This is a genomic window from Streptomyces lydicus (genome assembly GCF_001729485.1).
In the GTDB taxonomy this organism is placed as follows: Bacteria; Actinomycetota; Actinomycetes; order Streptomycetales; family Streptomycetaceae; genus Streptomyces; species Streptomyces lydicus_D.
This window is the reverse complement of sequence record NZ_CP017157.1, coordinates 7,729,480-7,756,211: the sequence shown is the minus strand read 5'-3', so window position 1 is coordinate 7,756,211 and position 26,732 is coordinate 7,729,480. Positions and strand designations below refer to the sequence as shown.

At 72.1% G+C, this 26,732-nt stretch carries 19 protein-coding genes and 1 tRNA gene; 16 read left to right on the top strand and 4 right to left on the bottom strand.

Going from position 1 to position 26,732, the window contains the following annotated elements:
- Positions 1 to 44 precede the first annotated feature (44 nt).
- Positions 45 to 2,468, bottom strand: coding sequence for a DEAD/DEAH box helicase (locus SL103_RS33680; protein WP_244304104.1), 2,424 nt, complete (start codon positions 2,466 to 2,468; stop codon positions 45 to 47).
- 162 nt (positions 2,469 to 2,630) lie between these two features.
- Here SL103_RS33680 and bldG point away from each other — a divergent pair, with 162 nt between their 5' ends.
- From bldG to SL103_RS33645, 7 genes are all read left to right on the top strand, one after another.
- Complete coding sequence (gene bldG, locus SL103_RS33675; RefSeq protein WP_030412609.1) at positions 2,631 to 2,972, top strand: anti-sigma factor antagonist BldG; 342 nt, start codon at positions 2,631 to 2,633, stop codon at positions 2,970 to 2,972.
- 113 nt (positions 2,973 to 3,085) lie between these two features.
- A complete protein-coding gene (locus tag SL103_RS33670) occupies positions 3,086 to 3,529 on the top strand; it encodes an ATP-binding protein (RefSeq protein ID WP_069572747.1) in 444 nt (147 codons plus the stop codon).
- Between the two features lie 931 nt (positions 3,530 to 4,460).
- On the top strand, positions 4,461 to 6,866 hold the full coding sequence (locus SL103_RS33665; RefSeq protein WP_069572746.1) for a sodium-translocating pyrophosphatase: 2,406 nt from the start codon (positions 4,461 to 4,463) through the stop codon (positions 6,864 to 6,866).
- A 229-nt stretch (positions 6,867 to 7,095) separates the two neighbouring features.
- Positions 7,096 to 7,680, top strand: coding sequence for a small secreted protein (locus SL103_RS33660; RefSeq protein ID WP_069572744.1), 585 nt, complete (start codon positions 7,096 to 7,098; stop codon positions 7,678 to 7,680).
- A 103-nt stretch (positions 7,681 to 7,783) separates the two neighbouring features.
- Positions 7,784 to 9,322 carry a DUF7059 domain-containing protein gene (locus SL103_RS33655; protein WP_069572742.1) on the top strand — a complete coding sequence of 513 codons (1,539 nt, stop codon included), beginning with the start codon at positions 7,784 to 7,786 and terminating at the stop codon, positions 9,320 to 9,322.
- A 168-nt stretch (positions 9,323 to 9,490) separates the two neighbouring features.
- A complete protein-coding gene (locus SL103_RS33650; protein ID WP_033268911.1) occupies positions 9,491 to 9,688 on the top strand; it encodes a hypothetical protein in 198 nt (65 codons plus the stop codon).
- 184 nt (positions 9,689 to 9,872) lie between these two features.
- Complete coding sequence (locus SL103_RS33645; RefSeq protein ID WP_069572741.1) at positions 9,873 to 10,277, top strand: hypothetical protein; 405 nt, start codon at positions 9,873 to 9,875, stop codon at positions 10,275 to 10,277.
- Positions 10,278 to 10,293: 16 nt separating this feature from the next.
- On the opposite strand, the gene SL103_RS33640 is transcribed toward SL103_RS33645, so the two are convergent.
- Positions 10,294 to 10,719, bottom strand: a complete 426-nt coding sequence (locus tag SL103_RS33640) for a DUF2752 domain-containing protein (RefSeq protein WP_069572739.1) — start codon at positions 10,717 to 10,719, stop codon at positions 10,294 to 10,296.
- Complete coding sequence (locus SL103_RS33635; protein WP_069572738.1) at positions 10,716 to 11,306, bottom strand: hypothetical protein; 591 nt, start codon at positions 11,304 to 11,306, stop codon at positions 10,716 to 10,718. Before SL103_RS33635 ends, SL103_RS33640 begins: the two co-directional genes overlap by 4 nt.
- Before the next feature lie 494 nt (positions 11,307 to 11,800).
- Between SL103_RS33635 and topA the strand changes: the two genes are divergently transcribed.
- The 5 genes from topA (at position 11,801) to SL103_RS33610 (ending at position 21,635) form a co-directional block, all read left to right on the top strand.
- Positions 11,801 to 14,689, top strand: coding sequence for a type I DNA topoisomerase (gene topA, locus SL103_RS33630; protein WP_069572737.1), 2,889 nt, complete (start codon positions 11,801 to 11,803; stop codon positions 14,687 to 14,689).
- Between the two features lie 122 nt (positions 14,690 to 14,811).
- Positions 14,812 to 18,099, top strand: coding sequence for a dTMP kinase (tmk, locus tag SL103_RS33625; RefSeq protein ID WP_069572736.1), 3,288 nt, complete (start codon positions 14,812 to 14,814; stop codon positions 18,097 to 18,099).
- A 225-nt stretch (positions 18,100 to 18,324) separates the two neighbouring features.
- A complete protein-coding gene (locus SL103_RS33620; protein WP_069572735.1) occupies positions 18,325 to 19,584 on the top strand; it encodes a DNA polymerase III subunit delta' in 1,260 nt (419 codons plus the stop codon).
- Positions 19,585 to 19,878: 294 nt separating this feature from the next.
- On the top strand, positions 19,879 to 21,468 hold the full coding sequence (locus SL103_RS33615) for an alpha/beta hydrolase (RefSeq protein WP_069572734.1): 1,590 nt from the start codon (positions 19,879 to 19,881) through the stop codon (positions 21,466 to 21,468).
- 90 nt (positions 21,469 to 21,558) lie between these two features.
- Positions 21,559 to 21,635: transfer RNA gene (locus SL103_RS33610), tRNA-Thr, on the top strand.
- Between the two features lie 178 nt (positions 21,636 to 21,813).
- Here the strand turns inward: SL103_RS33610 and SL103_RS33605 are convergent.
- Positions 21,814 to 22,299, bottom strand: coding sequence for a MarR family transcriptional regulator (locus SL103_RS33605; RefSeq protein WP_069572733.1), 486 nt, complete (start codon positions 22,297 to 22,299; stop codon positions 21,814 to 21,816).
- Between the two features lie 85 nt (positions 22,300 to 22,384).
- Here SL103_RS33605 and SL103_RS33600 point away from each other — a divergent pair, with 85 nt between their 5' ends.
- From SL103_RS33600 to SL103_RS33585, 4 genes are all read left to right on the top strand, one after another.
- Positions 22,385 to 23,245, top strand: a complete 861-nt coding sequence (locus SL103_RS33600) for an NAD(P)H-binding protein (RefSeq protein ID WP_069572731.1) — start codon at positions 22,385 to 22,387, stop codon at positions 23,243 to 23,245.
- A 29-nt stretch (positions 23,246 to 23,274) separates the two neighbouring features.
- Positions 23,275 to 23,832 carry a DUF1772 domain-containing protein gene (locus tag SL103_RS33595; protein ID WP_069572729.1) on the top strand — a complete coding sequence of 186 codons (558 nt, stop codon included), beginning with the start codon at positions 23,275 to 23,277 and terminating at the stop codon, positions 23,830 to 23,832.
- Between the two features lie 11 nt (positions 23,833 to 23,843).
- Entirely contained in the window at positions 23,844 to 24,692 is an 849-nt protein-coding gene (locus tag SL103_RS33590) for an alpha/beta fold hydrolase (RefSeq protein WP_069572728.1), read from the top strand.
- A 675-nt stretch (positions 24,693 to 25,367) separates the two neighbouring features.
- Complete coding sequence (locus tag SL103_RS33585) at positions 25,368 to 26,510, top strand: ABC transporter substrate-binding protein (RefSeq protein WP_069572727.1); 1,143 nt, start codon at positions 25,368 to 25,370, stop codon at positions 26,508 to 26,510.
- Positions 26,511 to 26,732: the final 222 nt, after the last annotated feature.

Sequence of the window (26,732 nt, the reverse complement as noted above, 5' to 3'; positions counted from 1 at the left end):
CGCCCGAGGCGCAACCGCCCCACCGGGCACCCGCGAGGCATGCCCTACGCCCCGCCCCCTCCGTCCGTTCCCCCCTCCCCGTCCGACCGCCCCTTCGCCTGCTCCGCCGCGTCGGCCGGGGCCCCTCGCAGGAGTTCCGCCAGCAGGCGGATGGCGCCCCGCTTGTGGAGCGGATCGTTGCCGTTGCCGCACTTGGGCGACTGGATGCAGGACGGGCAGCCCGCTTCGCACTCGCAGGAGGCGATGGCCTGGCGGGTGGCGGTGAGCCATTCGGCGGCGGTGTGGAAGGCGCGTTCGGCGAAGCCGGCGCCGCCGGGATGGCCGTCGTAGACGAAGACGGTCGGCAGAAGGGTGTCCGGATGGAGCGGGACGGAGACGCCGCCGATGTCCCAGCGGTCACAGGTGGCGAAGAGCGGCAGCATGCCGATGGAGGCGTGCTCCGCGGCGTGCAGGGCGCCACCCAGCTGCTGGGGGCCGACGCGGGCGGCGTCCAGCTGGTCCTCGGTCACGGTCCACCAGACCGCGCGGGTGCGCAGCGTGCGGGGCGGCAGGTCGAGTTTGGTCTCGCCCAGGACCTCGCCGGTGATCAGTTTGCGGCGCAGGAAGGAGACGACCTGGTTGGTGACCTCCACGGAACCGAAGCACAGCCGGGCGTCGCCCCAGGGGACCTCGGTGTCCGTTTCGAGGATGGAGATGGCGGTGGTGTCCCGGGCGGTCGTGGAATACGGCGGATTGGCCTCCTCGACGAGGGCGACGTCGTCGTCCAGATCGAGGTGCCGGACGACATAGGTGCGGCCCTGGTGGAGGTGGACCGCGCCGTCGTGCACGGTGGTGTGCGCGGCCGCGGCGTCCACGGTGCCGAGCAGTCGCCCGGTGCCGGCCTCCACGACCTGCACCGGCGAGCCGCCCTGGCCCCGGATGTCGGTGAGGTCGGCGGCCCGCTCGCGGCGCGTCCAGTGCCAGCCGGTGGCGCGGCGGCGCAGCAGCGCGGCGGCCTCCAGCTGCGGCATCAGCCCGGCCGCCGCGGGCCCGAAGAGCGGGAAGTCCGCCTCGGTGAGAGGGAGTTCGGCGGCTGCGGCACACAGGTGCGGCGCGAGCACGTAGGGGTTGTCGGGATCCAGAACGGTGGACTCGACGGGCTGGTCGAAGAGCGCCTCGGGATGGTGGACGAGATACGTGTCCAGGGGGTCGTCGCGGGCCACCAGCACGGCCAGCGCGCCCTGACCGGAGCGGCCGGCCCGCCCGGCCTGCTGCCACAGGGACGCCCGGGTGCCCGGATAGCCGGCGATCACCACCGCGTCGAGGCCGGACACGTCCACGCCCAGTTCGAGCGCGGTGGTGGCGGCCAGGCCGAGAAGATCGCCCTTGTGCAGGGCCCGCTCCAGGGCACGGCGCTCCTCGGGCAGATATCCGCCCCGGTACGCCGCGACCCGCCCGGGAAGCGAGCGGTCGACGTCTGCCAGCCGTTCCTGCGCGATCAGCGCGATCAGCTCGGCACCGCGCCGCGAGCGTACGAAGGCGACGGTGCGCACGCCCTGGACGGCGAGATCGGTGAGCAGGTCGGCGGTCTCGGCGGTGGCGGTACGGCGGACCGGCGCGCCCTGCTCGCCGTGCAGCTCGGTCAGCGGAGGCTCCCACAGTGCGAAGACCAACTCGCCGCGCGGCGAGGTGTCCTCGGTGATCTCCACCACGGGCACACCGGTCAGCCGGGTCGCGGCTCGGGCGGGCTCGGCCGCCGTGGCGGAGGCGAGCAGGAAGACCGGCTCGGAGCCGTAGCGCGCGCAGACCCGGCGCAGCCGGCGGACGACCTGGGCGACGTGCGAGCCGAATACCCCGCGGTAGCTGTGGCACTCGTCGATGACGACATAGCGCAGCGCCCGCAGGAAGGAGGACCAGCGGGGATGTGACGGCAGGATGCCGCGGTGCAGCATGTCGGGGTTGGTCAGCACGTAGTTGGCGTACTGGCGGACCCACTCGCGCTCCTCGACAGGGGTGTCACCGTCGTAGGCCGCGGGCCGGACGGCCGTGCCCAGCGGGGCGGCCAGTTCGCCCACGGCGCGCCGCTGGTCGGCCGCCAGCGCCTTCGTGGGGGCCAGGTACAGGGCCGTGGCTCCCCGGCCGTTCGGCGCCTCGGAGCCGTCCAGGAGCGTGGACAGGACCGGTGCGAGGTACGCCAGTGACTTGCCCGAGGCGGTGCCGGTGGCCACGACGACCGACTCGCCGCGCAATGCGTGTTCGGATGTCCGTGCCTGGTGGGCCCATGGGCGCTCGATTCCGGCCGAACGGATGGCGTTGATCACTTCCGGCCGGATCCGTTCCGGCCAGTCGGCATGGCTGCCGATGCGCGGGGGCAAGTGCTCCGTATGAGTGATGCGCGCAGCGCGGGTCGCGCCTCGGGCGAGACGTTCGAGAATCATGCCTGGGGTAGGACGCGCGCCCGCATCCGGAGGGAGTCGATTGGAGGCCATCGGCACCGAGTGTGTCACCGGAGTGACGGACAATGCTTAAAGGGCGTCGTGCACGCCTGCTGGTAAGTGATTGAATGCCATCGCGGCTGCCAGATCCGCCCCTACCTTCGGTGGGGAGGCCCCAGGGGGGCGACCGCTCGATAGCAAGGTGCTGGAGGATCCGTGGACCTGTCCCTGTCGACCCGGACCGTTGGCGACCGTACGGTCGTCGAGGTCGGTGGCGAGATTGATGTATACACCGCGCCCAAGCTGCGCGAGCAGCTGGTCGAGCTTGTGAACGACGGAAGCTACCACCTCGTGGTGGACATGGAACGTGTCGACTTCCTGGACTCCACTGGGCTCGGCGTGCTGGTCGGCGGGCTCAAGCGGGTGCGTGCCCATGAGGGCTCGCTGCGCCTGGTCTGCAACCAGGAGCGCATTCTCAAGATCTTCCGTATCACCGGTCTGACCAAGGTGTTCCCGATTCACACCTCGGTCGAGGAAGCCGTCGCAGCCACTGACTGACGGTTTGCCGGTCCCCCGCGTCGGCCTGGCGCGGGGGGAGGAAGCAGTGTGGGGGGTACCGGACGAGGTGTCCGGCCCCCTGCGTCGCACGCCCGCATAACGAGGGGGATGGCATGGCCACCGTCGAACTTCGCTTCAGCGCCCTTCCTGAGCATGTCCGCACCGCGCGGCTGGTCGCGGCTGCCGTGGCACGGCGCGCGGGGGTGGACGAGGCCGTGCTGGACGAGGTGCGGCTGGCCGTGGGTGAGGCGTGCAGCCGGGCGGTGGGACTGCACGAGAGCCATGACATCGCGGCGCCGGTGCGGGTGCTGCTGATCGAGGACGAGAAGAAGTTCTCGATCGAGGTGGGCGACGGCGTGCCCGGCGGCCCCGGTGGAGCCGGTGCGCAGGGCGCCGCCCAGGCCGAGGGGGTCGCGGACGGCGACGCCGAGGGCGAGGACGAAATGGGCCTCGCGGTCATCAGCGGGCTGGTCGACGACGTCGAGGTGACCGCCGGACAGGAGGGCGGCATGATCCGCATGACCTGGCCGACGACGACAGCGGCAGTCCTTCCCTAGCGCCCTTTCCCGGCGCCTTCCTCAGGGCCTTGCTCAGGGCCTTGCTCAGGGCGTGACCGCGCTGCCCTGCGTGCGCCCCTGAGTCCTGAAGCGCTGCCGAGGCGTTCCTGAAGTGCCCCTGAAGTGCTCCTGAGGCGTGTCCATGCTGCCGAGGGGCGCTTCCTTTGCGTAGGCGCGAGCCCCCCCCGTAGGTGTCGAGGCCGGTTCCCGCGTTCGTGGCCGGCGTACGACGCTCCGGCGTACGCCCGCAGGCCGTTCCGGAGCGACCGCAGAGTCCCGCCCGCACCCTGACGTACCCCTGGGTGCCTCCCTGAGCCCTCCGGGCCCGTCAGCGGCCGGCAGGCGGCCACCTGCGCGATGCCGCTGCCCGGACCGGCCCGGCCCCGGCCAGCGGTGCCGCTGCCCGGCCCGGCCCCGGCCGCGCAACCGCCCGCGCCTCTCGCCGCGTCCCCCGCGCCACGCCCACCGCCGCACCGCGTCTCGCGTGCCGCGTCCCCGCGCCGCGCCCGCCCCGTGCATTGCGATCCGGACTCGATCTGACGTCCTGTCATCATGCTTCCGTCGACGGTGCGGAGGGGCGCGGACACCCGTACGGACGCGGCCGGACGGCTCAATTCTCTCCGGCGTCCCGCATGCCACAGCGGGAGCCCTTTCCCCGGCGGAGTCGTTGAGCAGCGACGATCAGTGGGTGAGCCGAAAATGATCAGTATGACAGCGAGATCATCATCCGGCAGTCAGTGAATTCAGGGCTTTCCTTCGTCCGGGCGAATTCTGTGCGGCGTCAGCCTTTTGATCTTCGCGACTATCGGCGAATTCCCTTTGAGGCGCCCTGTTTTGATCAACCGCGGCTCCCTACAATCCCGTGCACATCTTGCTCAGGACGCCTGAGCGTGCTTCCGCGCGCCCATGTGCCAAACGTCAAGGAGGACGAATGGCGGGGCCTTACACCCCTCAGATGCTTGACACCCCCTCTTTTCTGGCCGGGCCCTCGCTGACGGCGGGCAACCGCGGCATCGTGCTGGTGATCGCCGTGGTCGCCCTGGCAGCGCTGGCTGTCGCAGCGGTGCTGGTCCGCCAGGTGCTCGCGGCCGGCGAGGGAACCGACAGTATGAAGAAGATCGCGGCGGCCGTGCAGGAAGGCGCAAATGCCTACCTGGCACGGCAGTTGCGGACCCTCGGCGTATTCGCCGTGGTGGTGTTCTTCCTGCTCATGCTGCTGCCCGCGGACAATTGGACGCAACGCGCCGGACGCAGCGGCTTCTTCCTGATCGGTGCCGGATTCTCGGCGGCCACCGGCTATATCGGCATGTGGCTCGCGGTGCGCAGCAATGTGCGCGTCGCGGCGGCCGCCCGGGAAGCGACTCCGGCCGAGGGCGACAATCGGGAAAAGGATCTTACGGCGGTCTCCCACAAAGCGATGAAGATCGCTTTCCGTACCGGCGGCGTGGTCGGCATGTTCACCGTGGGACTGGGCCTGCTCGGCGCGTCCTGTGTGGTGCTCGTGTACGCCGTCGACGCGCCCAAGGTGCTGGAGGGCTTCGGCCTGGGTGCCGCGCTGATCGCGATGTTCATGAGGGTCGGCGGCGGCATCTTCACCAAGGCCGCGGACGTCGGCGCCGACCTGGTCGGCAAGGTCGAGCAGGGCATCCCCGAGGACGACCCGCGCAACGCCGCGACCATCGCGGACAACGTGGGCGACAACGTCGGTGACTGCGCCGGTATGGCGGCCGACCTCTTCGAGTCGTACGCGGTGACGCTGGTCGCCGCGCTCATCCTGGGCATGGCCGCCTTCGGTGACGCCGGCCTCGCCTTCCCGCTGCTGGTACCCGCCATCGGGGTGCTCACCGCGATGGTGGGCATCTTCGTCGTCGCGCCGCGGCGCCGTGACCGCAGCGGCATGACGGCCATCAACCGCGGCTTCTTCATCTCCGCGGGCATCTCGCTGGTCCTGGTGGCCGCCGCGGTCTTCACCTACCTGCCGTCCAGCTACCGCGACCTGGCCGGGGTCACCGACCCCGGGATCCTCGGCCGCAGCGGCGACCCGCGGATGCTGGCGCTGGTGGCGGTCGCCATCGGCATCGTGCTGGCCGCGCTGATCCAGCAGCTGACCGGCTACTTCACCGAGACCAGCCGGCGGCCCGTGCGGGACATCGGCAAGACCTCGCTGACCGGCCCCGCCACCGTGGTCCTCTCCGGCATCTCGGTCGGTCTGGAGTCGGCCGTCTACTCGGCGGTGCTGATCGGCCTGGCCGTCTACGGGGCGTTCCTGCTGGGCGGCGCCTCCATCATGCTGGCGCTGTTCGCGGTGGCGCTGGCCGGCACCGGCCTGCTGACCACCGTCGGCGTGATCGTGGCGATGGACACCTTCGGACCGGTCTCCGACAACGCGCAGGGCATCGCCGAGATGTCCGGTGACGTCACCGGTGACGGCGCGCAGGTGCTGACCGACCTGGACGCGGTCGGCAACACCACCAAGGCCATCACCAAGGGCATCGCCATCGCCACCGCCGTGCTCGCGGCGTCCGCGCTCTTCGGCTCGTACCGGGACGCGATCGCCACCGCCGTGCGCAACATCGGCAGCGCGGCCGGCGGAATGGGGCTCAGCCTGGACATCTCGCAGCCCAACAACCTCGTCGGGCTGGTCCTGGGCGCCTCGGTCGTCTTCCTGTTCTCCGGGCTGGCGATCAACGCCGTGTCGCGGTCGGCGGGCGCGGTGGTCTTCGAGGTCCGCCGGCAGTTCCGGGAGCGGCCCGGGATCATGGACTACACCGAGAAGCCCGAGTACGGCCGGGTCGTCGACATCTGCACCAAGGACGCGCTGCGCGAGCTGGCCACCCCCGGCCTGCTGGCGGTGCTCACCCCGATCGCGGTCGGCTTCTCGCTCGGTGTCGGCGCGCTCGGCTCGTTCCTCGCGGGCGCGATCGGCACCGGCACGCTGATGGCGGTCTTCCTCGCCAACTCCGGTGGCGCCTGGGACAACGCCAAGAAGCTCGTCGAGGACGGTCACCACGGCGGCAAGGGCAGCGAGGCGCACGCCGCGACGGTCATCGGTGACACCGTCGGCGACCCGTTCAAGGACACCGCGGGACCGGCGATCAACCCGCTGCTGAAGGTGATGAACCTGGTGGCGCTGCTGATCGCGCCCGCCGTGGTCAAGTTCTCGTACGGCGAGGACAAGAACATCGGCGTGCGGATCGTGGTGGCGCTGCTGGCCATCGCCGTCATCGTGGGTGCGGTGTACGTCTCCAAGCGGCGCGGAATCGCCGTGGGTGACGAAGACAACTCCGAAGACCCGGAAAACATCGCCAAGTCGGCGAAGACGGCGGTGGCGTCCTAGCGGGCAGGTACCGCCGAAAGGGCTCGCGGAGGGCTCAACTGGGCGGGCGGACGGCGTCTTTCACGGACGCCGGACGCCCGCCTTCCGCTTGCCCGGAGGCCGTCACGGCACGCGGCCGGACCTTGGTGCAAATGGCTGCAATGAGGGGCGGACGGGATGCCCGACCCGGAGACCAGGCCCTTTGGACGTGTATGTTCCGGGGCCGAGAACCATGGAAGGGACCAATCCGGTGAACAAGAAGCTTGTGGCTGCACTGTCCGGCGGTGCCGCACTGGTGCTCGCGCTGACCGGTTGCAGCGAGGACAACAGCAAGAAGCTCAACGACTGGGCGAAGACGTTCTGCGACCCCGCGCAGGCCCAGTTCAAGAAGATCCAGAACGCCAACGCCGCCATGCAGACGGCCGACAGCGGCAACACGGACTCCAAGAAGGTCCAGAAGACCGACTCCGCGGCCTTCCAGCAGATCTCCAACGCCTATGCGGCGCTGGCCAAGAACCTGGACCAGGCCGGCCCGCCCCCCACCGACCAGGGCAAGCAGGCCCAGGCGAACGCCGTCAAGGAGCTCAACTCGCTCTCCAAGGGCTACGCGGACCTCCAGAAGCAGGTCAACAACCTGGACACCTCGGACAAGCTCAAGTTCGCCGACGGACTGCGCGACCTGTCCAACGGCATCAACAAGCTCAACAAGCAGAGCGAGGCCGCCTTCAAGAACCTGGAGGCCGGCGACGTCGGCGCGGCGATGGCCAAGCAGAAGGGCTGCCAGAACCAGGCCGCGTCCGGTTCCCCGGTGCCCACGCCGTCGAAGAAGTCGTAGACGTACCGGTCCGCGGCGCGGCTGCACGGCCCGGCGACGCGCCCGAGAGGGGCGCGGCGCCGGGCCGTCGCCGATTGTCGGTGCCAGCACCGACAATGGGGGTGTGAGTACGCACCTCCCCACCGCAGATGCCCAGGACCCCGAGAGCAACGCCCGCACCGCACGGCTGCGCGAGGCGCTGCTGACCGCCGCCTTCACCGCCGACGGGCTGCTGGACCTGCTCGGCGCGCCCGCCTATGCCGCGCTGGCGCGCAGCGAGACCGTCCCCGCCCTGCGGGCGACCCGCGGCGACGGCCCGCTGGAGACGCTGGTGCGGCTGTTCCTGCTGCAGCGCCCGGTGGAGCTGCGGCGCGCGCGGGCGGCCCTGCCGGTCGCGGACTGCCTCGCCGACGGCTGGCTGGTCCAGGACGGCGACGAGCTGCGCGCCAGTGTGGACGTACGCCCGTACGGCGGCCCCGAGGGGCAGGACTGGTGGATCGTCTCCGACCTGGGCTGCGCGGTCGGCGGCGCCGGCGGCATCCGGGGCGCCGGGGAGGCGGACCGCTCCGAGCTGGTGCTCGGCGTCGGCGGCGCCTCCACGACCCTCGCCGGGATCACGGTGCGCCGGCCGGTCGGTTCGGCACTCGACCTCGGGACGGGCTCCGGCATCCAGGCGCTGCACGCGTCCCGGCACGCCACGCGGGTCACGGCCACCGACCTCAACCCCCGCGCGCTGCGGTGCACCGCGCTGACGCTGGCGCTCTCCGGGGCGCGGCCGGCGGACCTGCGCGAGGGCTCGCTGTTCGCGCCGGTCGCGGACGAGACGTACGACCTGATCGTGTCCAACCCCCCGTTCGTGATCTCGCCGGGCGCCCGGCTGACCTACCGCGACGGCGGCATGGGCGGCGACGACCTGTGCCGGACCCTCGTCCAGCAGTCCGCCGCGCACCTCAACGACGGCGGGTACTGCCAGCTGCTGGCCAACTGGCAGCACGTGGCGGGCGAGGAATGGCACGACCGGCTGCGCTCCTGGGTGCCGCGCGGCTGCGACGCCTGGATCGTGCAGCGTGAGGTGCAGGACATCACCCAGTACGCCGAGCTGTGGCTGCGGGACGCCGGCGACCACCGCGCCGGTGACGAGGCGTACGCCGCGCGGTACGACGCCTGGCTCGACGAGTTCGAGGCGCGCAAGACCAAGGCCGTCGGGTTCGGCTGGATCACGCTGCGCAAGTCCGGGTCCGACACCTCCTCCATCACGGTCGAGGAATGGCCGCACCCGGTGGAACAGCCGCTGGGCGAGTCCGTCGTGGGCCACTTCGACCGGCAGGACTACCTGCGCACCACGGACGACGCGGCACTGCTCGCCGGCCACTTCCGGCTCGCCGACGAGGTGGTGCAGGAGCAGGTCGGACTGCCCGGGGCGGAGGACCCCGAGCATGTGGTGCTCCGTCAGAACCGCGGGATGCGGCGGGCGACGAAGGTGGACACCGTCGGCGCGGGCTTCGCCGGGGTGTGCGACGGCTCGCTGCCCGCCGGCCGGATCCTGGACGCCATCGCCCAACTCGTCGGTGAGGACCCCGTCCTGCTGCGGGACCGCACCCCGGCCTCGATCCGGGCGCTCGTCGAGCAGGGATTCCTGGAGCCGGTGGCGGAGGGCGCCTGACGGCTCGGCGGAGGCGTCCGTACGGATCCGGCCGATCCGGCTGATCCGGCCGATCCGTACGGGCCCGCCGGAGGGCCCCCGGGGCGGGCGGGTGACCCGTACGGGACGGGCGGGCGGCGTTCACCCGGTGTTCGCCGGGTGGCCGCCGCGGGGTGTGAGGCTGCCCGCATGGAGAGTGCACCCGAGGTGTTCGCCGGTGCGGCGTTCGCGTTGTTCGGCGCCGGACTGCTGGTGTGGACGGGCGTCTGCGCACGCACCGGGGCGCCGGTCGCCGACGGCGTCAGCCGGCCCGTCGCCACCGTGACGGCGCTGCTGGCCGGAGTGGTGTTCCTCGCCACCGGCGGCTGGCTGCTGGCGGCGCTCTAGGGGCCCTCGTTCGGGTCCCGCCGGCTCCCGCGCCCGGGGCCGTTCCGTCGGGATTCCGCCACCTCTGTAACAGGCCGCCGACAGATGGCCGATATGAGCCGGTACGCGGAACGCCTTCGGCCTGCTCGCCATGTTCCCCGGTGAAAGGCCGGCAACGGCTCACCACCGTCAGTGAGGAACTCCCATGAACCGCGCACTCCGCTACGCCTCCGTCGGCGTCCTCGCCGTCTCCCTGCTCGCCGGGGGCTCGGCCGCCGCCTTCGCCGCCCCGCAGGACCTTCACGCGCCCTCGCGGGTCGTGGCCGCCGCCCCGGCCGCCGCGTCGCTGACCGCCAAGGCCAGCACGACCACGGTCAAGGCGTGGGAGCAGTTCCGGATCTCCGGCACCGCCAAGGGCATCAAGGCGGGCACCAAGGTCACCGTCCAGCAGAAGCAGGGCGCCAAGTGGGTCTCGCTGCCCGCGCAGACGCCGGTGAACACCAGCGGCACGTACTCGGTGCGGGTCAAGCTCGGCATCAAGGGCGTCAACCAGCTGCGCATGGGTGTGGGCGCCACCGTCTCGCCGGTGGTCACCGTCACCGTCCGCTGACGCCGCCGGGCCGCGCCTACCCCATGAGGTTGCGGGCGGCCATCCACACCGCGGCGATGCCGAACACCACGGCGTTGCCGCGGTTCGTGAGCCGCAGCCGGTAGGCGCGTCCGCGCAGCCCCGCGACCAGCCAGCGCAGCAGGAAGAACGCCACGGCCGGCACGCCGAGGGTGAGCAGCACGGCGTTGTCGTGGAAAGCCGCCACGACATCGCCGTGCAGCAGGTCGTACGCCATCCGTGTGGCGCCGCACGCCGGGCAGTCCACCCCGGTCATCAGCTTGAACGGGCAGGGGAGCAGCACCTGTCCGGGCCGGTGCGGATCGGTGCGCCACAGGTAGCCGGCCGCCGCCGCGCCGGCGCCGAGCGCGAGTGACGCCCGGCGGACGGTGCGGCGCCGGATCGCCGCCGCGGTGAGCGGTCCGGCCGGCTGCACGGTGCTCACACGCTCAGCGACCGGGCGTAGTTGACCTGGTTGAGCACGTACATGACCTGCTCCCGGGACTGCACCGGGACCATCGTCGAGTGGTGCCGGCCGCCGCTGTTCACGGTGACCTGCACAAAGCCGGTCGTCACCCGCTCCTTCATCAGCAGGAAGAGCAGCCCGAGCAGACAGAAGAGGAAGAAGACGATGGCGAGCACGACCGCGTGCGCCGGGATCTTCTCCTCCGTCCGCGACATGTCCGTCGCCGTCCAGACGGCGCCCTTGAGCGGCATCGGCCCGGCCGGCGTCATGATCGTGTCGCCGCTCACCGCGATGTCGCCGAGCGACAGCGCCATCCCGCCGGTCGGCGGTCCGGCCTGGAAACCGGCGCCGGGCGGGGGCGGCGGGGGAGCGGTCGGCGGCGGGAAGCCGGGCGGCGGCTGCGAGCCGGCCTGCGGATAGCCGTAGCCGGGGTCGCCGGGGCGGCCGCCCTGCGGATACCCGTAGCCGGCGTCGGCGGGCCCACCGGCCGACGGCGTGGCGTACGGGTTCTGGCCGGGTTGGCCCGGCGGCTGCTCCGGTGGCGGGCCGGGGTACTGGTTCGCCATGGGTGGTCCCCCCGAGGGTGTGCGTGACGACGGCGGTACTCGGCCCGGGCGGAGAGCCGCGCCGAGGTCATCCTCCGCCCATCCTGCCAGCCCGGTCACGTGCCGTATCAAGGCGATGACGGGATCCGGCGCCACCCTGTGACAGTCGCGCGGCCGCGACGGCCGCGGAAAGCGGAAGCGGTTCGTCACTCTGTGAGATCAGCGGAGGTGCGCGGGTGGGGGCGCGCCGGGCCCGCGGACGGCGGCGCCGGAAACCGTCGGGGACACGCCAAGGTCGACAGGAGCCGCCGTGGGGCCCGTGGTGGGCGGCCGATGCGGTCCGGGCGGCATGAAGGCATGTAGTCGGGTTACCGTTCGAGTGGCGTTGCGGGGTTTTTCCGTTTGACACGGGGGCGGGAGGTACCGTCACACTCCGCAGCGTCAAGCGTCACCGCAGTGGTCCCCGGCGTCCGGCCGGGGAGCATTTCCCGCGCCGACCGGAGAGAAGAGCGAAGTTGTCCCCGACCAGCGAAGCCACAGAGGGCGGCGGCCGCCGACTCGTCATCGTCGAGTCGCCGGCCAAGGCGAAGACGATCAAGGGCTACCTCGGCCCTGGCTATGTGGTCGAGGCCAGCGTGGGGCACATCCGCGACCTGCCCAACGGGGCGGCCGAGGTCCCGGCGAAGTACAAGGGCGAGCCCTGGGCCCGCCTCGGCGTGAACGTCGACGCCGACTTCCAGCCGATCTATGTGGTCAACAGTGACAAGAAGGATCAGGTCAGAAAGCTCAAGGAGCTGCTGGCCGAATCCGACGAGCTCTACCTCGCCACCGATGAGGACCGCGAGGGCGAGGCCATCGCCTGGCACCTCCAGGAGATCCTCAAGCCGAAGGTCCCGGTCCACCGGATGGTCTTCCACGAGATCACCAAGGACGCGATCCGCGAGGCCGTCGCCAATCCGCGTGATCTGAACCAGAAGCTGGTCGACGCCCAGGAGACCCGCCGGATCCTCGACCGCCTCTACGGGTACGAGGTCTCGCCGGTCCTGTGGAAGAAGGTCATGCCGCGGCTGTCGGCCGGCCGGGTGCAGTCCGTCGCGACCCGCCTCGTCGTCGAGCGGGAGCGCGAGCGCATCGCCTTCCGCTCCGCCGAGTACTGGGACCTGACCGGCACCTTCGCCACCGGGCGCGCCGGAGACGCCAGCGACCCGTCCACGCTGACCGCCCGGCTCAACGCCGTCGACGGCCGGCGGGTCGCGCAGGGCCGCGACTTCGGCCCCAACGGGCAGCTCAAGAACGACGTGCTCCACCTGGACGAGGCGAACGCCCGCGCGCTCGCCGCCGCCCTGGAGAACACCGACTTCGCGGTCCGCTCGGTCGAGTCCAAGCCGTACCGCCGCTCGCCGTACGCGCCGTTCCGTACGACCACCCTCCAGCAGGAGGCCAGCCGCAAGCTCGGCTTCGGTGCCAAGGCGACCATGCAGGTGGCCCAGAAGCTGTACGAGAACGGCTACATCACCTATATGCGTACGGACTCCACCACGCTCTCGGACACCGCGGTCGCCGCGGCCCGGGCGCAGGTGACGCAGCTGTACGGGGCGAGCTACCTGCCGGACAAGCCGCGCACCTACGCCGGCAAGGTCAAGAACGCCCAGGAGGCGCACGAGGCGATCCGCCCCTCCGGGGACCGCTTCCGCACCCCGGCCGAGACCGGGCTGACCGGCGACCAGTTCAAGCTGTACGAGCTGATCTGGAAGCGGACCGTCGCCTCCCAGATGAAGGACGCGACCGGTAACTCCGTCACCGTCAAGATCGGTGGCCGGGCCGCCGACGGCCGCGACGCCGAGTTCAGCGCGTCCGGCAAGACCATCACCTTCCACGGCTTCCTCAAGGCATACGTGGAGGGCGCCGACGACCCGAACGCCGAGCTGGACGACCGCGAGCGCCGGCTGCCGCAGGTCTCCGAGGGCGACGCGCTCGCCGTGCGGGAGATCACCGCCGACGGGCACGCCACCAAGCCGCCCGCCCGCTACACCGAGGCCACGCTGGTCAAGGAGCTGGAGGAGCGCGAGATCGGCCGCCCGTCGACGTACGCGTCGATCATCGGCACGATCCTCGACCGCGGTTATGTCTTCAAGAAGGGCACCGCGCTCGTCCCGTCCTTCCTGTCCTTCGCGGTGGTCAACCTCCTGGAGAAGCACTTCGGCCGGCTGGTCGACTACGACTTCACCGCCAAGATGGAGGACGACCTCGACCGCATCGCCCGTGGTGAGGCGCAGGCCGTGCCGTGGCTGCGGCGCTTCTACTTCGGTGAGGGCGAGGCCGAGGGTGCCGCCTCCGACGCCGGCAACGGCGACGGCGACCACCTCGGCGGGCTCAAGGAACTGGTCGAGGACCTGGGCGCGATCGACGCCCGGGAGATCTCGTCCTTCCCGGTCGGCAACGACATCAAGCTGCGGGTCGGCCGCTACGGCCCGTACGTCGAGCGCGGCGAGAAGGGCGAGGAGGGCCACCAGCGGGCCGACGTGCCCGACGACCTCGCGCCCGACGAGCTGAGCGTGGAGTACGCGGAGGAGCTGCTCGCCAAGCCGAGCGGCGACTTCGCGCTGGGCGCCGACCCGGTCACCGGCCACGAGATCGTCGCCAAGGACGGCCGCTACGGCCCGTACGTCACCGAGGTCCTGCCCGAGGGCACCCCGAAGACCGGCAAGAACGCGGTCAAGCCGCGCACCGCCTCGCTCTTCAAGTCGATGTCCCTGGACACCGTGACGCTGGAGGACGCGCTCAAGCTGATGTCGCTGCCGCGCGTCGTCGGCAAGGACCCCGAGGGCGTGGAGATCACCGCGCAGAACGGCCGCTACGGCCCGTACCTCAAGAAGGGCACCGACTCGCGCTCCCTGGAGAGCGAGGAGCAGCTGTTCACGATCACCCTGGACGAGTCGCTGGCGATCTACGCGCAGCCCAAGCAGCGCGGCCGGGCCGCGGCCAAGCCGCCGCTGAAGGAGCTGGGCACGGACCCGGTCAGCGGCAAGCCGGTCGTGGTCAAGGACGGCCGCTTCGGCCCGTACGTCACCGACGGCGAGACCAACGCGACGCTGCGGCGGGACGACGACGTCGAGACGATCACCCCGGAGCGCGGCTACGAGCTGCTGGCGGAGAAGCGCGCCAAGGGCCCGGCGAAGAAGACCGCCAAGAAGGCGGCCAAGAAGGCGCCGGCGAAGAAGACGACCGCGGCGAAGAAGACCACGGCCAAGAAGACCGCCGCTAAGAAGACGACCGCGGCGAAGAAGACCACGGCCAAGAAGACCGCCGCTAAGAAGACGACCGCGGCGAAGAAGACGACCGCCAAGAAGGCCACCGCGAAGACCGCGGCGGCCAAGAAGACGGCGGCGTCGGCCGAGGACTGACGGGGCCGCGCGCCCCGGTGGTGCGCGGGACAAGGGCGGGCAAGACGGACGCGTGCCGTCGAGCCCGCCCGTTTGTTCGGGCGGGCGCTCGACGGTGTGGGGCGTCCCGCTAGGCTGGCGGGATGACGCGTGCCGAGCAGCCAACGGTCGTGACCCCCACTTCAGGCGCCCTCGCAGCGGACTCCCGCGAGCGCGCGGTGCGAGCCCTGCTCCGCTTCCCCCCACTGAAGCGATTGTGGAGCGCCCAATTCGTCGGGGGCATCGGCGATGCCCTGTCCATGCTTGTCCTGGTACTCCTCGCACTCCAGGCAGCGCTGTACGTACCGCTCGGAGGCCAGGCCGTCTTCGGCGGCGGCTACCGGGGAGCCGCCCTCGCGGTCACCGCGGTCTTCGCCACCCGGATGTTGTCGACCCTGCTCTTCGGGGCCGTCCTGCTGGGCCCGCTGTCCACGCTGACGGCGCCTTCCGGGCCGCTGGACCGACGCTGGACGATGATCGGCGCGGACGTGCTGCGGCTCGCGCTGCTGGTCATCGCGCCCCTGTGGATCGACTGGACCCCGGGTGACGCACTGGCCTGGCTGCTGGTCACGGTCTTCGTCACCGGCGTCGCCGAGCGCTTCTGGACCGTCTGCCGGGAGAGCGCCGCCCCCGGTCTGCTGCCGGCGCCGCCCCCCGAGGGCGCCGCGGGGCGCCCGCTGCCCGACAACCTGGACGCCCTGCGCCGCCTCTCGCTGCGCACCACCTTCGTCTCGCTGCCGATCGCGGCCGCCGCCCTGGTGGTCGTCACCCTCATCAGCAAGCTGCTGGGCACCGGCCTCGACTGGTTCCACCTGCACCAGGCCGCCCTCGGCTCCTACGTGGCCGCCGGACTGTTCGCGGCCTCCGTATCGATCCTCTACTTCATCGAGCTGCCCGGCGCGGACACGCCCCGGCCGCGCTCCCCCCTGGAGGGGCTGCGCCGCCCCAGGACCACGGCGCCCCAGGGTGAGAAGGCCGGCGCCGACAGGGGCCGTACGGGCGCGATCCCGGCGCTGGTGCTGGCCTGCGCCACCGTCGCGGCCGGGATCTCCGCGGCCGTCTCGCTGGCCGTCCTGCACGCCTACGACCTGGCCGGCGGACCGGCCACCTTCGCGCTGCTGGTGCTCGTGCTGACCGGTGGTACGGCCGCCGGCATCCGGGGCGCCCACCGCGTGCTGCCCGCGCTGGCCCGGCGCCGGCTGCTCGCCCTCGCGGTCGCCGTGACCGGGCTGGCGCTGCTGGCCATGGGCCTGGTCCCGGACACCACGACGGTGCTCCTGCTCGCGCTGCTGGCGGGCGTGGGCGCGGGCATCGCCGCCAATACGGGACACGTCCTGCTGGACCAGGAGGCCGAGGAGTCCCGCACCGCCCGTACGACCGAGCATCTGCAGGCCGTCGTCCGGCTCGCGGTGGCGCTGGCCGCCGTCGTCGCGCCGCTGCTCGCGGCCGTCATCGGCCCGCACCACGTCGGCAACGGCACCTTCAACTTCTCCTACGGGGGCGCCGCCTACACCCTGATGCTGGTCGGCGCGCTGCTGCTGCCCGTGGCCGCCTGGGTGCTGGGCAAGCTCGACGACCGGCAGGGCGTACCGCTGCGGCGCGAGCTGCGTGAGGCGCTGCGCGGCGGCGACCCGGCGCAGGCGCCCGCCCCCACCGGCTTCTTCATCGCCCTGGAAGGCGGCGACGGCGCCGGCAAGTCCACCCAGGTCGAGGCGCTCGCCGAGTGGATCCGCGGCAAGGGCCACGAGGTCGTGGTGACCCGCGAGCCGGGCGCCACCGCCATCGGCAAGCGACTGCGGTCGATCATCCTGGACGTCGCGACGACCGGGCTCTCGGACCGGTCGGAGGCGCTGATGTTCGCCGCCGACCGCGCCGAGCACGTCAACAGCGTGATCCGGCCCGCGCTGGAGCGCGGCGCGATCGTCATCACCGACCGGTACATCGACTCCTCGGTCGCCTACCAGGGCGCCGGCCGCAACCTCGCCCCCACGGAGATCGCCCGGATCAACCGCTGGGCGACGGACGGTCTGGTCCCGCACCTGACCGTGCTGCTCGACATCTCGCCGGAGACCGCCCGCGAGCGCTTCACCGAGGCGCCCGACCGGCTGGAGTCCGAGCCCGCCGCGTTCCACCAGCGGGTCCGGGCCGGCTTCCTGACCCTGGCCGCCGCCGACCCGGCCCGCTATCTGGTCGTCGACGCCGGTCAGGAGCCGGAGGCCGTCACCACCGTCGTACGCCACCGCCTCGACCAGGTGCTGCCGCTGTCCGAGGCCGAGGTCAAGGCGCAGGCCGAGGCCCGTAAGGCGGCCGAGGAGGAGGCCCGCCGACGCGCCGAGGAGGAGGCCGCCCGCAAGGCCGAGGAGGCGCGCCTGGAGCGTGAGCGCCAGGAGCAGCTGGCCAGGCTGCGCGCCGAGGAGGAGGAGCGCAAGCGCGAGGAGGCCGAGCAGGCCAAGGCGCTGGAGGCCGCCCGCCAGGCGGCCGAGGCCCGGCAGCGCGCCGAGGAGGCCCGCCAGGCGGCGGAGGCGGAGCGCGCCCGTCGCGAGGCCGAGGAACGGGCCCGCCAGGCCGAACAGGAGCGGCTGCGCAGGGAGCACGAGGAGCAGGCGCGGCTGCGCAAGGAGGCCGAGGAGCGCCGCCTGGAGAAGCAGCGCAAGGCCGAGGAGGCCCTGCTGCGCGCCGAGGAGGCGCGGCGGGCGGCAGCTGCGGAGGCGGCTGCGGCGGAGGCTGCGGCGGCCGAGGCCGCCGAGGCACCGACCGCGGAGACGCCGGTGGCGGACCTGCGGAAGCGCTTCGCGGAGGGCGGCGACGCGGCCGACGCATCGGATTCCGGCGCTCCCGCTGACGGTCCTTCCGGTTCTGCCGGCTCCGACCGTGAGCGGACGGAGTCGCTGCCGCGGCCCGCGTCGCCGGACGTTCCCGGCGCGGCGGACGAGACGGCGGTACTGCCGTCGTTCCGCGAGACGCGCGACGACCACGGCTCCGACGGGGCGGGCGGCTCCGGCGGCTCCGACGTGGAGGAGACCGCCGTGCTGCCGCCCGTACGGGCCGACGACGCGCGCCCCGAGGGCGTACGGGGCAACGACCCCGCCGACCGGGTGCCGCCGTGGATGTTCCGCAAGGAGACGCCGGGCGCCGGCGCTGATGCGGGTGCCGACGCCGGTGGGGTCGAGCGCACCCGCGAGATGCCGCAGATCGACCCGGCGACGGGTCGCCCCGTCGAGCCCCCGCAGGCCCCGCGGCGGGCCCGCCCGCGCCCCGAATGGGCGGAGGAGACCCCGCTGGACGACCTGCCGTCGCTCGCCGACGAACTGCTCGGCCCGCGGGCGGACGAGGACGCGGACGACGGCGCCGGCGACGACGGCCGCCGCGGCGGCCGGGGACGCCGCCGCTAGCCCGACGGGGCCGTGCGGGCCGCCCGGCGGCCTCGGAGGCCCCACGAGCGGACCCGTCACGCGAGCGGCCCGTCACTCGCGCGACGAGCGCCACACCGGCCGTGGCCGCAGCACCTACGCTGCGGCCACGGCCGTTTCCGCCTCCGGATTCGTTTGTCAGTGGGTTGCACCACAATGGGTCAGGCGGGTTTCGAGCAGTACGGCACGACAGGAGCGGCGGCAGCGATGGCGGTATGGGACGACGTGGTCGGCCAGGACCGGGTGACGGCGCAGCTGGCCGCTGCCGCACGTGACGCGGACGCCCTCGTCACCGCTGAGCACGCGGCGCTGCAGGCACCGCCCGGCGCGCGGCCGGAGCCGGGGCAGGAGCCCTCCGCCGAGCGGGGCGGCGCCTCGCAGATGACCCACGCCTGGCTGTTCACGGGCCCGCCCGGCTCCGGCCGCGCCACCGCCGCCCGTGCCTTCGCCGCCGCCCTGCAGTGCGTCAGCCCCGACCGTGCCCTCGGCGGCGCCCCCGGCTGCGGGTTCTGCGACGGCTGCCACACGAGCCTCGTCGGCACGCACGCCGACGTCGAGATCGTCCGTACGGACCTGCTGTCCATCGGCGTCAAGGAGACCCGTGACCTGGTCCGCCGGTCCTCGCTCTCCCCGGCCGGCGGGCGCTGGCAGGTGATCGTCCTGGAGGACGCCGACCGTCTCACCGAAGGCGCCGGCAACGTCCTCCTGAAGGCCGTCGAGGAGCCCGCGCCCCGTACGGTCTGGCTGCTGTGCGCGCCCTCCATCGAGGACGTCCTGCCCACCATCCGCTCCCGTTGCCGCCACCTCTCGCTGCGTACGCCGCCGGTGGCCGCGGTCGCCGACGTCCTGGTCCGGCGCGACGGCATCGAGCCGGAGGCCGCCGACCGTGCCGCCCGTGCCACCCAGGGGCACATCGGCCGGGCCCGCCGGCTGGCCACCGACGAGCGCGCCCGCACCCGGCGCGCGGCGGTGCTCAAGCTGCCGCTCCGCGTCGACGACATCGGCGGCTGCCTCAAGGCCGCCCAGGAACTGATCGACGCCGCGGGGGAGGATGCCAAGCAGGTCGCCGAGGAGATCGACGCCAAGGAGACCGAGGAGCTGCGGGCCGCGCTCGGCGCCGCCTCCGGGACCGGCGGCCGGCTGCCGCGCGGCACGGCCGGCGCCATGAAGGAGCTCCAGGACAAGCAGAAGCGCCGCTCGACCCGGACCCAGCGCGACAGCCTCGACCTCGCCCTGGTCGACCTCACCGGTTTCTACCGCGACGTCCTCGCCGTCCAGATGGGCGCCTCGGTTCCCCTCGCCAATGACGAGGTGCAGGACAGCGTCCGGCGCATCGCCGCCGGGTCGACGCCCGAGCGCACCCTCCGTCGGATAGAAGCGGTCATCGCCTGCCGTGAGGCCCTCGACCGCAACGTCGCCCCGCTCCTGGCGGTGGAGGCCATGACCGCGGCCCTCCGAGCCGGCTGACCCCACCGCCGGCCCCTCCCACCGACCCCCTTCTCACCCGCCGCCGGGAACAGCCCCACCCCTCCACCACCCCTCCCGAGAACAACCACAAAAAGTAACCACTCAACTACTCTCAGTCCGAAGCCGAAGCCGAAGCCGAAGCCGAAGCCGAAGCCGAAGCCGAAGCCGAAGCCGCCGCACCCCGCCCCCTCCGCTCCTCCCCGACCCTCCGCCCGCCCGCCCCACCACTCCAGGGATCCACCGCACGCCAGACTCCGCACTCCAGCTTCCAGGGACCGACACCAAGGAACCGGCATGGCCACCAGCCGACTGCTCCGCACCTCCGCCGCCGCCCTCGCGGCCACCGCTCTGCTGATCTCCGGCTGCTCCTCGGGGAGTTCGTCCCCCCGCGCCGAGACGTCCTCGGGCCGTACGACCGAGGCCGGCGCCCAGCGCCCCGCCGCGGACGCCACGCTGGAGCCCCTGCCGGCCACCGTCCCGGCCGCGCTGCGCCCGTACTACGACCAGAAGCTGAGCTGGCACCCCTGCGGAGTGGCCGGCTTCGAGTGCGCGACGATGAAGGCTCCCCTGGACTACGCCCACCCCAGCGCGGCCACCGACCTCAAGCTCGCGGTGGCCCGCAAGAAGGCCACCGGGCCCGGTAGCCGGCTCGGCTCCCTGCTGCTCAATCCGGGCGGCCCCGGCGGCTCGGCGATCGAATACCTCCAGCAGTACGCGCCCCAGGGCCCGGCCGTCCGCGCCCGTTACGACCTGGTCGCGATGGACCCCCGCGGCGTGGCCCGCAGCGAGCCGGTCGAGTGCCTCTCCAACAAGCAGATGGACCGCTACACCCAGGTCGACCAGACCCCGGACGACCCGGCCGAGGTCAACAAGCTGGTCACCGCCTACCGCGACTTCGCCAAGGGCTGCGAGGCCCGCTCCGGCAAGGTGCTCCCGCACGTCTCCACCATCGAGGCGGCCCGCGACATGGACGTGCTGCGCGCCGTCCTGGGCGACAAGAAGCTGGCGTACATGGGCGCCTCCTACGGCACCTTCCTCGGCGCGACCTACGCCGGTCTCTTCCCCACCCGCTCCGGCCGTCTGGTCCTGGACGGCGCGATGAATCCGGACCTCGACTCCCGCACCGTCAACCTCGACCAGACCGTCGGCTTCAACACGGCCTTCACGGCGTTCGCCGCGGACTGCGTCAAGCAGAAGGACTGCCCGCTCGGCCACAAGAACGCCGCGGACGCCGGCCGCCGGCTCTCCGCGCTCTTCAAGAAGCTCGACGCCCACCCGGCGGAGACGGGCGAGGCGCGCAAGCTCACCGAATCCCTGGCCACCACGGGCGTGATCGCCGCGATGTACGACCAGCGCGCCTGGCCCATGCTCCGCGAGTACCTCACCCAGGCCGAGGCCGGCAACGGCCGCGGGCTGCTCACCCTCTCCGACAGCTACTACGAACGCGACCCCAACGGCAGCTACGCCAACCAGATGTACGCCAACCCCGCCGTCAACTGCCTCGACCTCGCGCCGGCCTTCACCAGCCCCGAGCAGGTCCGCGCCGCCGTGCCCAGCTTCCGCAGGGCCTCCCCGGTCTTCGGCGAGAACTTCGCCTGGGCCGCCCTGAACTGCGCGTACTGGCCGGTCAAGCCCACCGGCACGCCCCACCGCATCCCCGCCAGGGGCGCCGCCCCGATCGTCGTCGTCGGCACCACCCGCGACCCGGCCACCCCCTACACCTGGGCCAAGGCCCTCGCCGCCCAGCTCACCAACGCCACCCTCCTGACCTACGAGGGCGACGGCCACACCGCCTACGGCCGCGGCAGCGACTGCATCGACACCGCCGTCAACACCTACCTCCTGGACGGCACCACCCCGCCCAAGAACAAACACTGCAAGTGACCCCCCTCACATCCCCGCCCGCCCCCTGACCAGCCCCGCAATCGGTTACGGACCACCCCTCCGGCATGTGTAGACTGGGCCGCGCACCACGCCGCCTTAGCTCAGTTGGCCAGAGCAACGCACTCGTAATGCGTAGGTCTCGGGTTCGAATCCCGAAGGCGGCTCCACCTGGGACCAGGTCAGACATGCTCTGACCTGGTCTTTTGTGTTGCCATCCTGATGGTCGGTCAGTTTGTGGGTGGCGTCATGCGCAGGGGTGCGCACCAGGGTCCGGTGATCCAGGCATGTGACCCGGGATTTTTACGGAAGGTGGCGATTGAGGCGACCCGGCCTCTGTGGACGCCGTCAGTTGCCGGCCAGTCCCTCGGCCGCGTTTCGCCCGGCGTCGGCGGTGCGGCGGAGGAAGTGGGCGAGCCGTTCAAGCTCGGCGTCGTCGTAATCGGCGCAGATCTGCTCCACCGAGGAGTTCATCCCGGCGAAGAGCTCCAGCAGTTCGGCGTTGCGGTCGCGCAGGGCTCGGACCAGGAAGGCCCGGCGGTCCGCCGGGTCGCGGTCGCGGGTCACCCAGCCGGCGCGTTCGAGCCGGTCGAGAACCCCGGTCGTCGTGGCGGCGTGCAGCCCGGCTCGTCGTGCCAGGGCGGTCGGGCTCAGCGGACCGTGGGTGTTGATGAGGTCGAGGCAGTCCAGGTCGATGTCTTTGAGTCCGAGGCGGGTGCCGACCTGGCGGTTGAGCAGGGTCAGCTCGGCGCCCAGCTCGCGCAGTCCCTGCTTGACCTCGACCGTGGCCCGTCGTCGGCGGCGGGCCGCATCCCCAGATTCTACGGGAACCATAATGTACGCCTCTCAAATCAATATGCTACGGTTCTCGTATATTACGGCACCCGAATGACGGGGGTCGGAATGAGGGGGCATAGGCATGTTCGTGGTGATTGGAGCGACCGGGAGCGTCGGACGGGAAGCGGTGAACCTCTTGCTGGAAGCCGGCGAGAAGGTGGTGGCGGTAACCCGCGATCCAGCCGCCGCTCTGCCCGATGGTGCGCAGGTCGTGCATGGGGATCCGTCCAGACCGGACAGCCTCACAGCATTGCCGGACGGCGTCGAGGCGCTCCTGCTCAGCCCGCGCGCCGTCAGTGGGGCCGCCGCCGAGCTGCTGTCGCTGGCTGCGGCTCGGGGCGCGCGGCGGGTGGTGGTGCTGTCAGCCGCGACCGTGGAGCACCCTGCCGGCCACCGGCGGTTCGCCGACGAGTTCAGAGCGGTGGAGGAAGCCGTCAGGGACTCCGGCCTGCGATGGACGTTCCTGCGGTGCGCCGACTTCGCCGCCAACGCGCTGGCCTGGGCCCCGCAGATCCGCGCGACCGGCGTCGTGCGTGGCGCCTACGGCGACGCGGCGACCTCGCCGATCCACCAGCGCGACATCGCAGAGGTGGCCCTACGGGCACTGGCGGGCCCCGGGCACGCAGTGCACGCGGGGCGCGCCTATGTGCTCACCGGCCCACAGTCGCTCGACCAGCGGGACAAGGTCCGCCTCATCGGCGAAGCCATAGGCCGGGACCTGTCCTTCCAGGAGCTCGCTCCCGAACAGGTCCGCCAGGCCATGCTCGCCCAGGGCCTGGCTGAGGACCTCCCCGACCGGCTCCTTGGCTCCCTGGCCGACTACGCGAGCACGCCGGGCCCGTCCACGGACACCGTGGAGCAGCTCCTGGGCCGCCCCGCACTCACCTTCGCCGCGTGGGCCGCCGACAACATCGCCGCCTTCGCGGCCCCGGCCGGCTCATGAGCCCGCGGCCGCGACAGGGAGGAACAAACGTGCCGAACAGTCCGGTTGCCAAGGTCGTGCGGTGGGCCAGCCTGTTTTTCTCGGGCGTCTTCGCGGGTTTCCTCGTCTCCGTGCTCGTCCTCGAACTGTCCCTGCGGGGCTTCGACCGTCACGTGTACACCCAGGTCCGCCAGGTCGAACTCGATTCGCTGGACAAGCTCGCGGTCTTCACGCTCCTGCCGGCACTGATCACCACGGCATTGCTCGTCGCCTTCACGTTCAAGGCGTCAGGACGCACCCCCTGGTTGACGCTGATGGCCCTCACCCTGCTGGTCGGGATCCTCGCCCTGACGCTTGTGATCAACATGCCCATCAACGCCGACCAGCTCGACTGGAATGCGCAGGCGCCGCCCGGGGACTGGGCGACCGTACGTGATCACTGGCAGATCGCCCACGGCGTGCGGACAGGCGCGGCCGTGCTCGCGTTCGGAGCCTTGATCGCCAATGCGACGGAAACATCGCACGGCACCCGCCAGGCGACACCGATGTCGCCGCATGACGGACTCCCCGCCGCATCAGAAGATTCCCCGCTGCACCAACGGACATGAGGGAGATCGACATGAGAGAGATCGAACTGTCCGCCGGGACAATCGAATACGAGGACACCGGCGGCGACGGCCCTACGGTGGTGCTCCTGCACGGGCTGATGATGGACGCCTCGCTGTGGGACGGACCGATCGCCGATCTGTCCGCCGACCACCGGTGCGTGGCACCGACGCTGCCGTTGGGCGCGCACCGTCGCGCGATGCACGCCGACGCCGACCTCTCGCTGCCCGGGGTGGCACGGCTGGTCACGGAGTTCCTCGACCGCCTCGATCTCCACGACGTCACCCTCGTCGGCAACGACACCGGCGGAGCACTCGTCCAACTGCTCATGTGTGACGGCGCCGCACGCGTGGGACGGGCTGTGCTCGTCTCATGCGATGCGTTCGACAACTTCCCGCCAGGACTGACAGGCAAGACACTCGTGCTCACCGGCAAGCTCCCGCCCTGGATGTTCGGGCTGTTCATGCAGCAGATGAGGCTGCGGCCGCTCCGCCGCCTCCCGATCGCGTTCGGGTGGCTGACACTGCGCGGAGACGCCGCCACCGCCCGGTGGACGAAGCCGGTCATGAAGCAGCCCGAGATCCGCCACGACGCCGTACGAACACTGCGAGCCGCAGCGGCAGACACCAACCTCCTGCTCGCCGCGGCCGAACGCCTGCGGAGCTTCACGTCCCCCGCCCTCGTGGTCTGGGCAAGCGGAGACCGCGTGATGCCACCCGAGCACGGCCGACGCCTCGCCGAACTCCTCCCCCACGGACGGCTGGTCGAGATAGCAGACAGCTACACCCTCGTCCCCCTGGACCAGCCGACAAAACTCGCCCAACTCATCCGGGAGTTCACCCACGCATCCGACGCAACCTAGGAACCCCTTGGACCACAACAGGGCGTCCGTTGCCAGCAGCTGGCACGCCAGATCTGGTGGCCCACGGTCAGTGGAGGCGGCGACGCCGGCGGGAACGGGTGGCGCGGGTGGTGGCGGTCTCGGTTCTGGTCTCGGTGGCGTTCCCCGCGGGGCTTGGGGGAGGGGGGACGAAGCACTCGCCCGGGCGCCGCGTGGCGCGGCTCACCCGGTGCGTCCCTTGACGTAATTCTTTATTGCGGCACTTCGCAATTCGGTCGGATCAGGCTTCTCGGTGGACCGCCTGGATCTGGAAAGTCCGCCATCGCGGAGAATCTGGCCGCGGCAGCTGAAAGGCCAACCGTCCACATGGACTCCGACACCTTTTGTGTATGGATCCGCTCCGGTTTCATTCCACCCTGTGTGCCGGAAGCGGCGGGCCAGAGCGAGGCCGTCCGGAACGTCATGAGCGACGCTGCGTGCGCCTGCGCGAGCGGCGGCTACGAGGCTCTCGCCAGCCACCCGACGCGAGGGGTTGCCTGCCGGTAATGGTGATGGATGCAATGTCCGGCATGATCACGCAGGTGCGCTCGCCGCGGCGAGACGAGAGGGGCGTCGCGGGGGTGCGTACCTCCGGGCCGTGCCGCTCGGCGATCCGGGCGACCTGCGAACGCAACGTCACGCGGGAGGCGCCCACGCATGCATACGTCACCATCGTCATCGTCAGCCGGAGCGCAGCGGACTGACGGTTCACCAGTGCGGATCGGGGCTCTCGTGCCGCTGACCCGGCCCGGCTGGGTAGAGGCGGGGCAGCACCTGCTCGCCGGACTCGAGACGGCCGTCCGCGAAGTCAACGCCGGCGGCGGGATCGTCGGGAGACCCCTGGAGATGGTGGTCCGGGACACCGCCGCTGATCCCCAGAGGGCCGTGGCGGCCGTGGACGAACTGGCCGGCCTGGGCGTGGCCGCCTTGGCGGGGGAGTATCACAGCGTCGTCGCGCGCGCCGCCGCCACCCGGGCCGACGTCCTCGGCCTGCCGTTCCTCTGCTCGTCAGCGGTTCTCGACGCGCTCACCGAACAGCCGACGGAATGGGTCGCGCGCCTTGCCCCGCCGCAGTCCCGCGGCTGGCGGATCTACGCGGACTTCCTCCTCGGCGCGGGCCGCGGCCGCATCGCCGTAGCCGCGCAGCCGAGTGTCTACTGGGCATCCGGGGCCCGCATTCTGCGGGACCACCTCGCTCCGCGCGGCGGCACCGTCATCGAACTCGACAGCGGCGCGCTCGCCCCCACGGCCGTGTGCGACGAATTGGTCCACCATCGCGCGACAGCCCTGCTCCTGCTGACCGGCCACCCGGAGCCGGCGGTGTCGATCGTCAAGGCCGTCCGCCGCGACCAGCGCCTCGCCGGGATCATGATCGGTGCTCCGGCAGGGCAACCGGAGTTCGCCGAGTGGGCGGCGCTGCTGGGCGACGACGGCTCAGCGATCCCGTTCCTGCGCTACCTGCCCGAGCGCCTCAGCCCCCTCGGGGCACGCGTCGAGACGGTCCTGCGCGAGCGGCTGGGCGCGGCGCCCTCCTTCGTCGCCTTCGAGGGCTACGACACGGTCGCCGTCCTCGCCGAGGTGCTGCGTTCGCACGGCACGGACCGGGCGCGCATCGCCGCGTCCTGGCCGCGCGTCGCTGTCGACGGCACCCGCGGGCAGATCCGGTTCTCCCGCACGCCGGGCATCAGCGTGTGGCAATCGGCCGGTACGCCGGTCCAGGTCGCTGATCGGGACCCGGTGGAACCCGATCGCTTTCGGATCCTTCACGCCGAACCGTCAGCCCCGGGGACCGGCCGCTGACCGGGCCACGAAGGGAGACGGGCACGGCGGCACCCGCCGCCTCACCGCCGCGCCGGGACGCCCGGATGGCGGGTGGCCCGGGGCCCGTCCCCGTTCGCCGACGTCCTCCGGCCGGTCCGTGCTGACCTGGGCAAAGGGGCCGGGCGGGGCGCCCGGGGCCGGTGCGGGCGGTGCTTCGTCCGCGTGGCGGGGGCGGGGCGGCCCGGGCATGTTGGGGAGAAA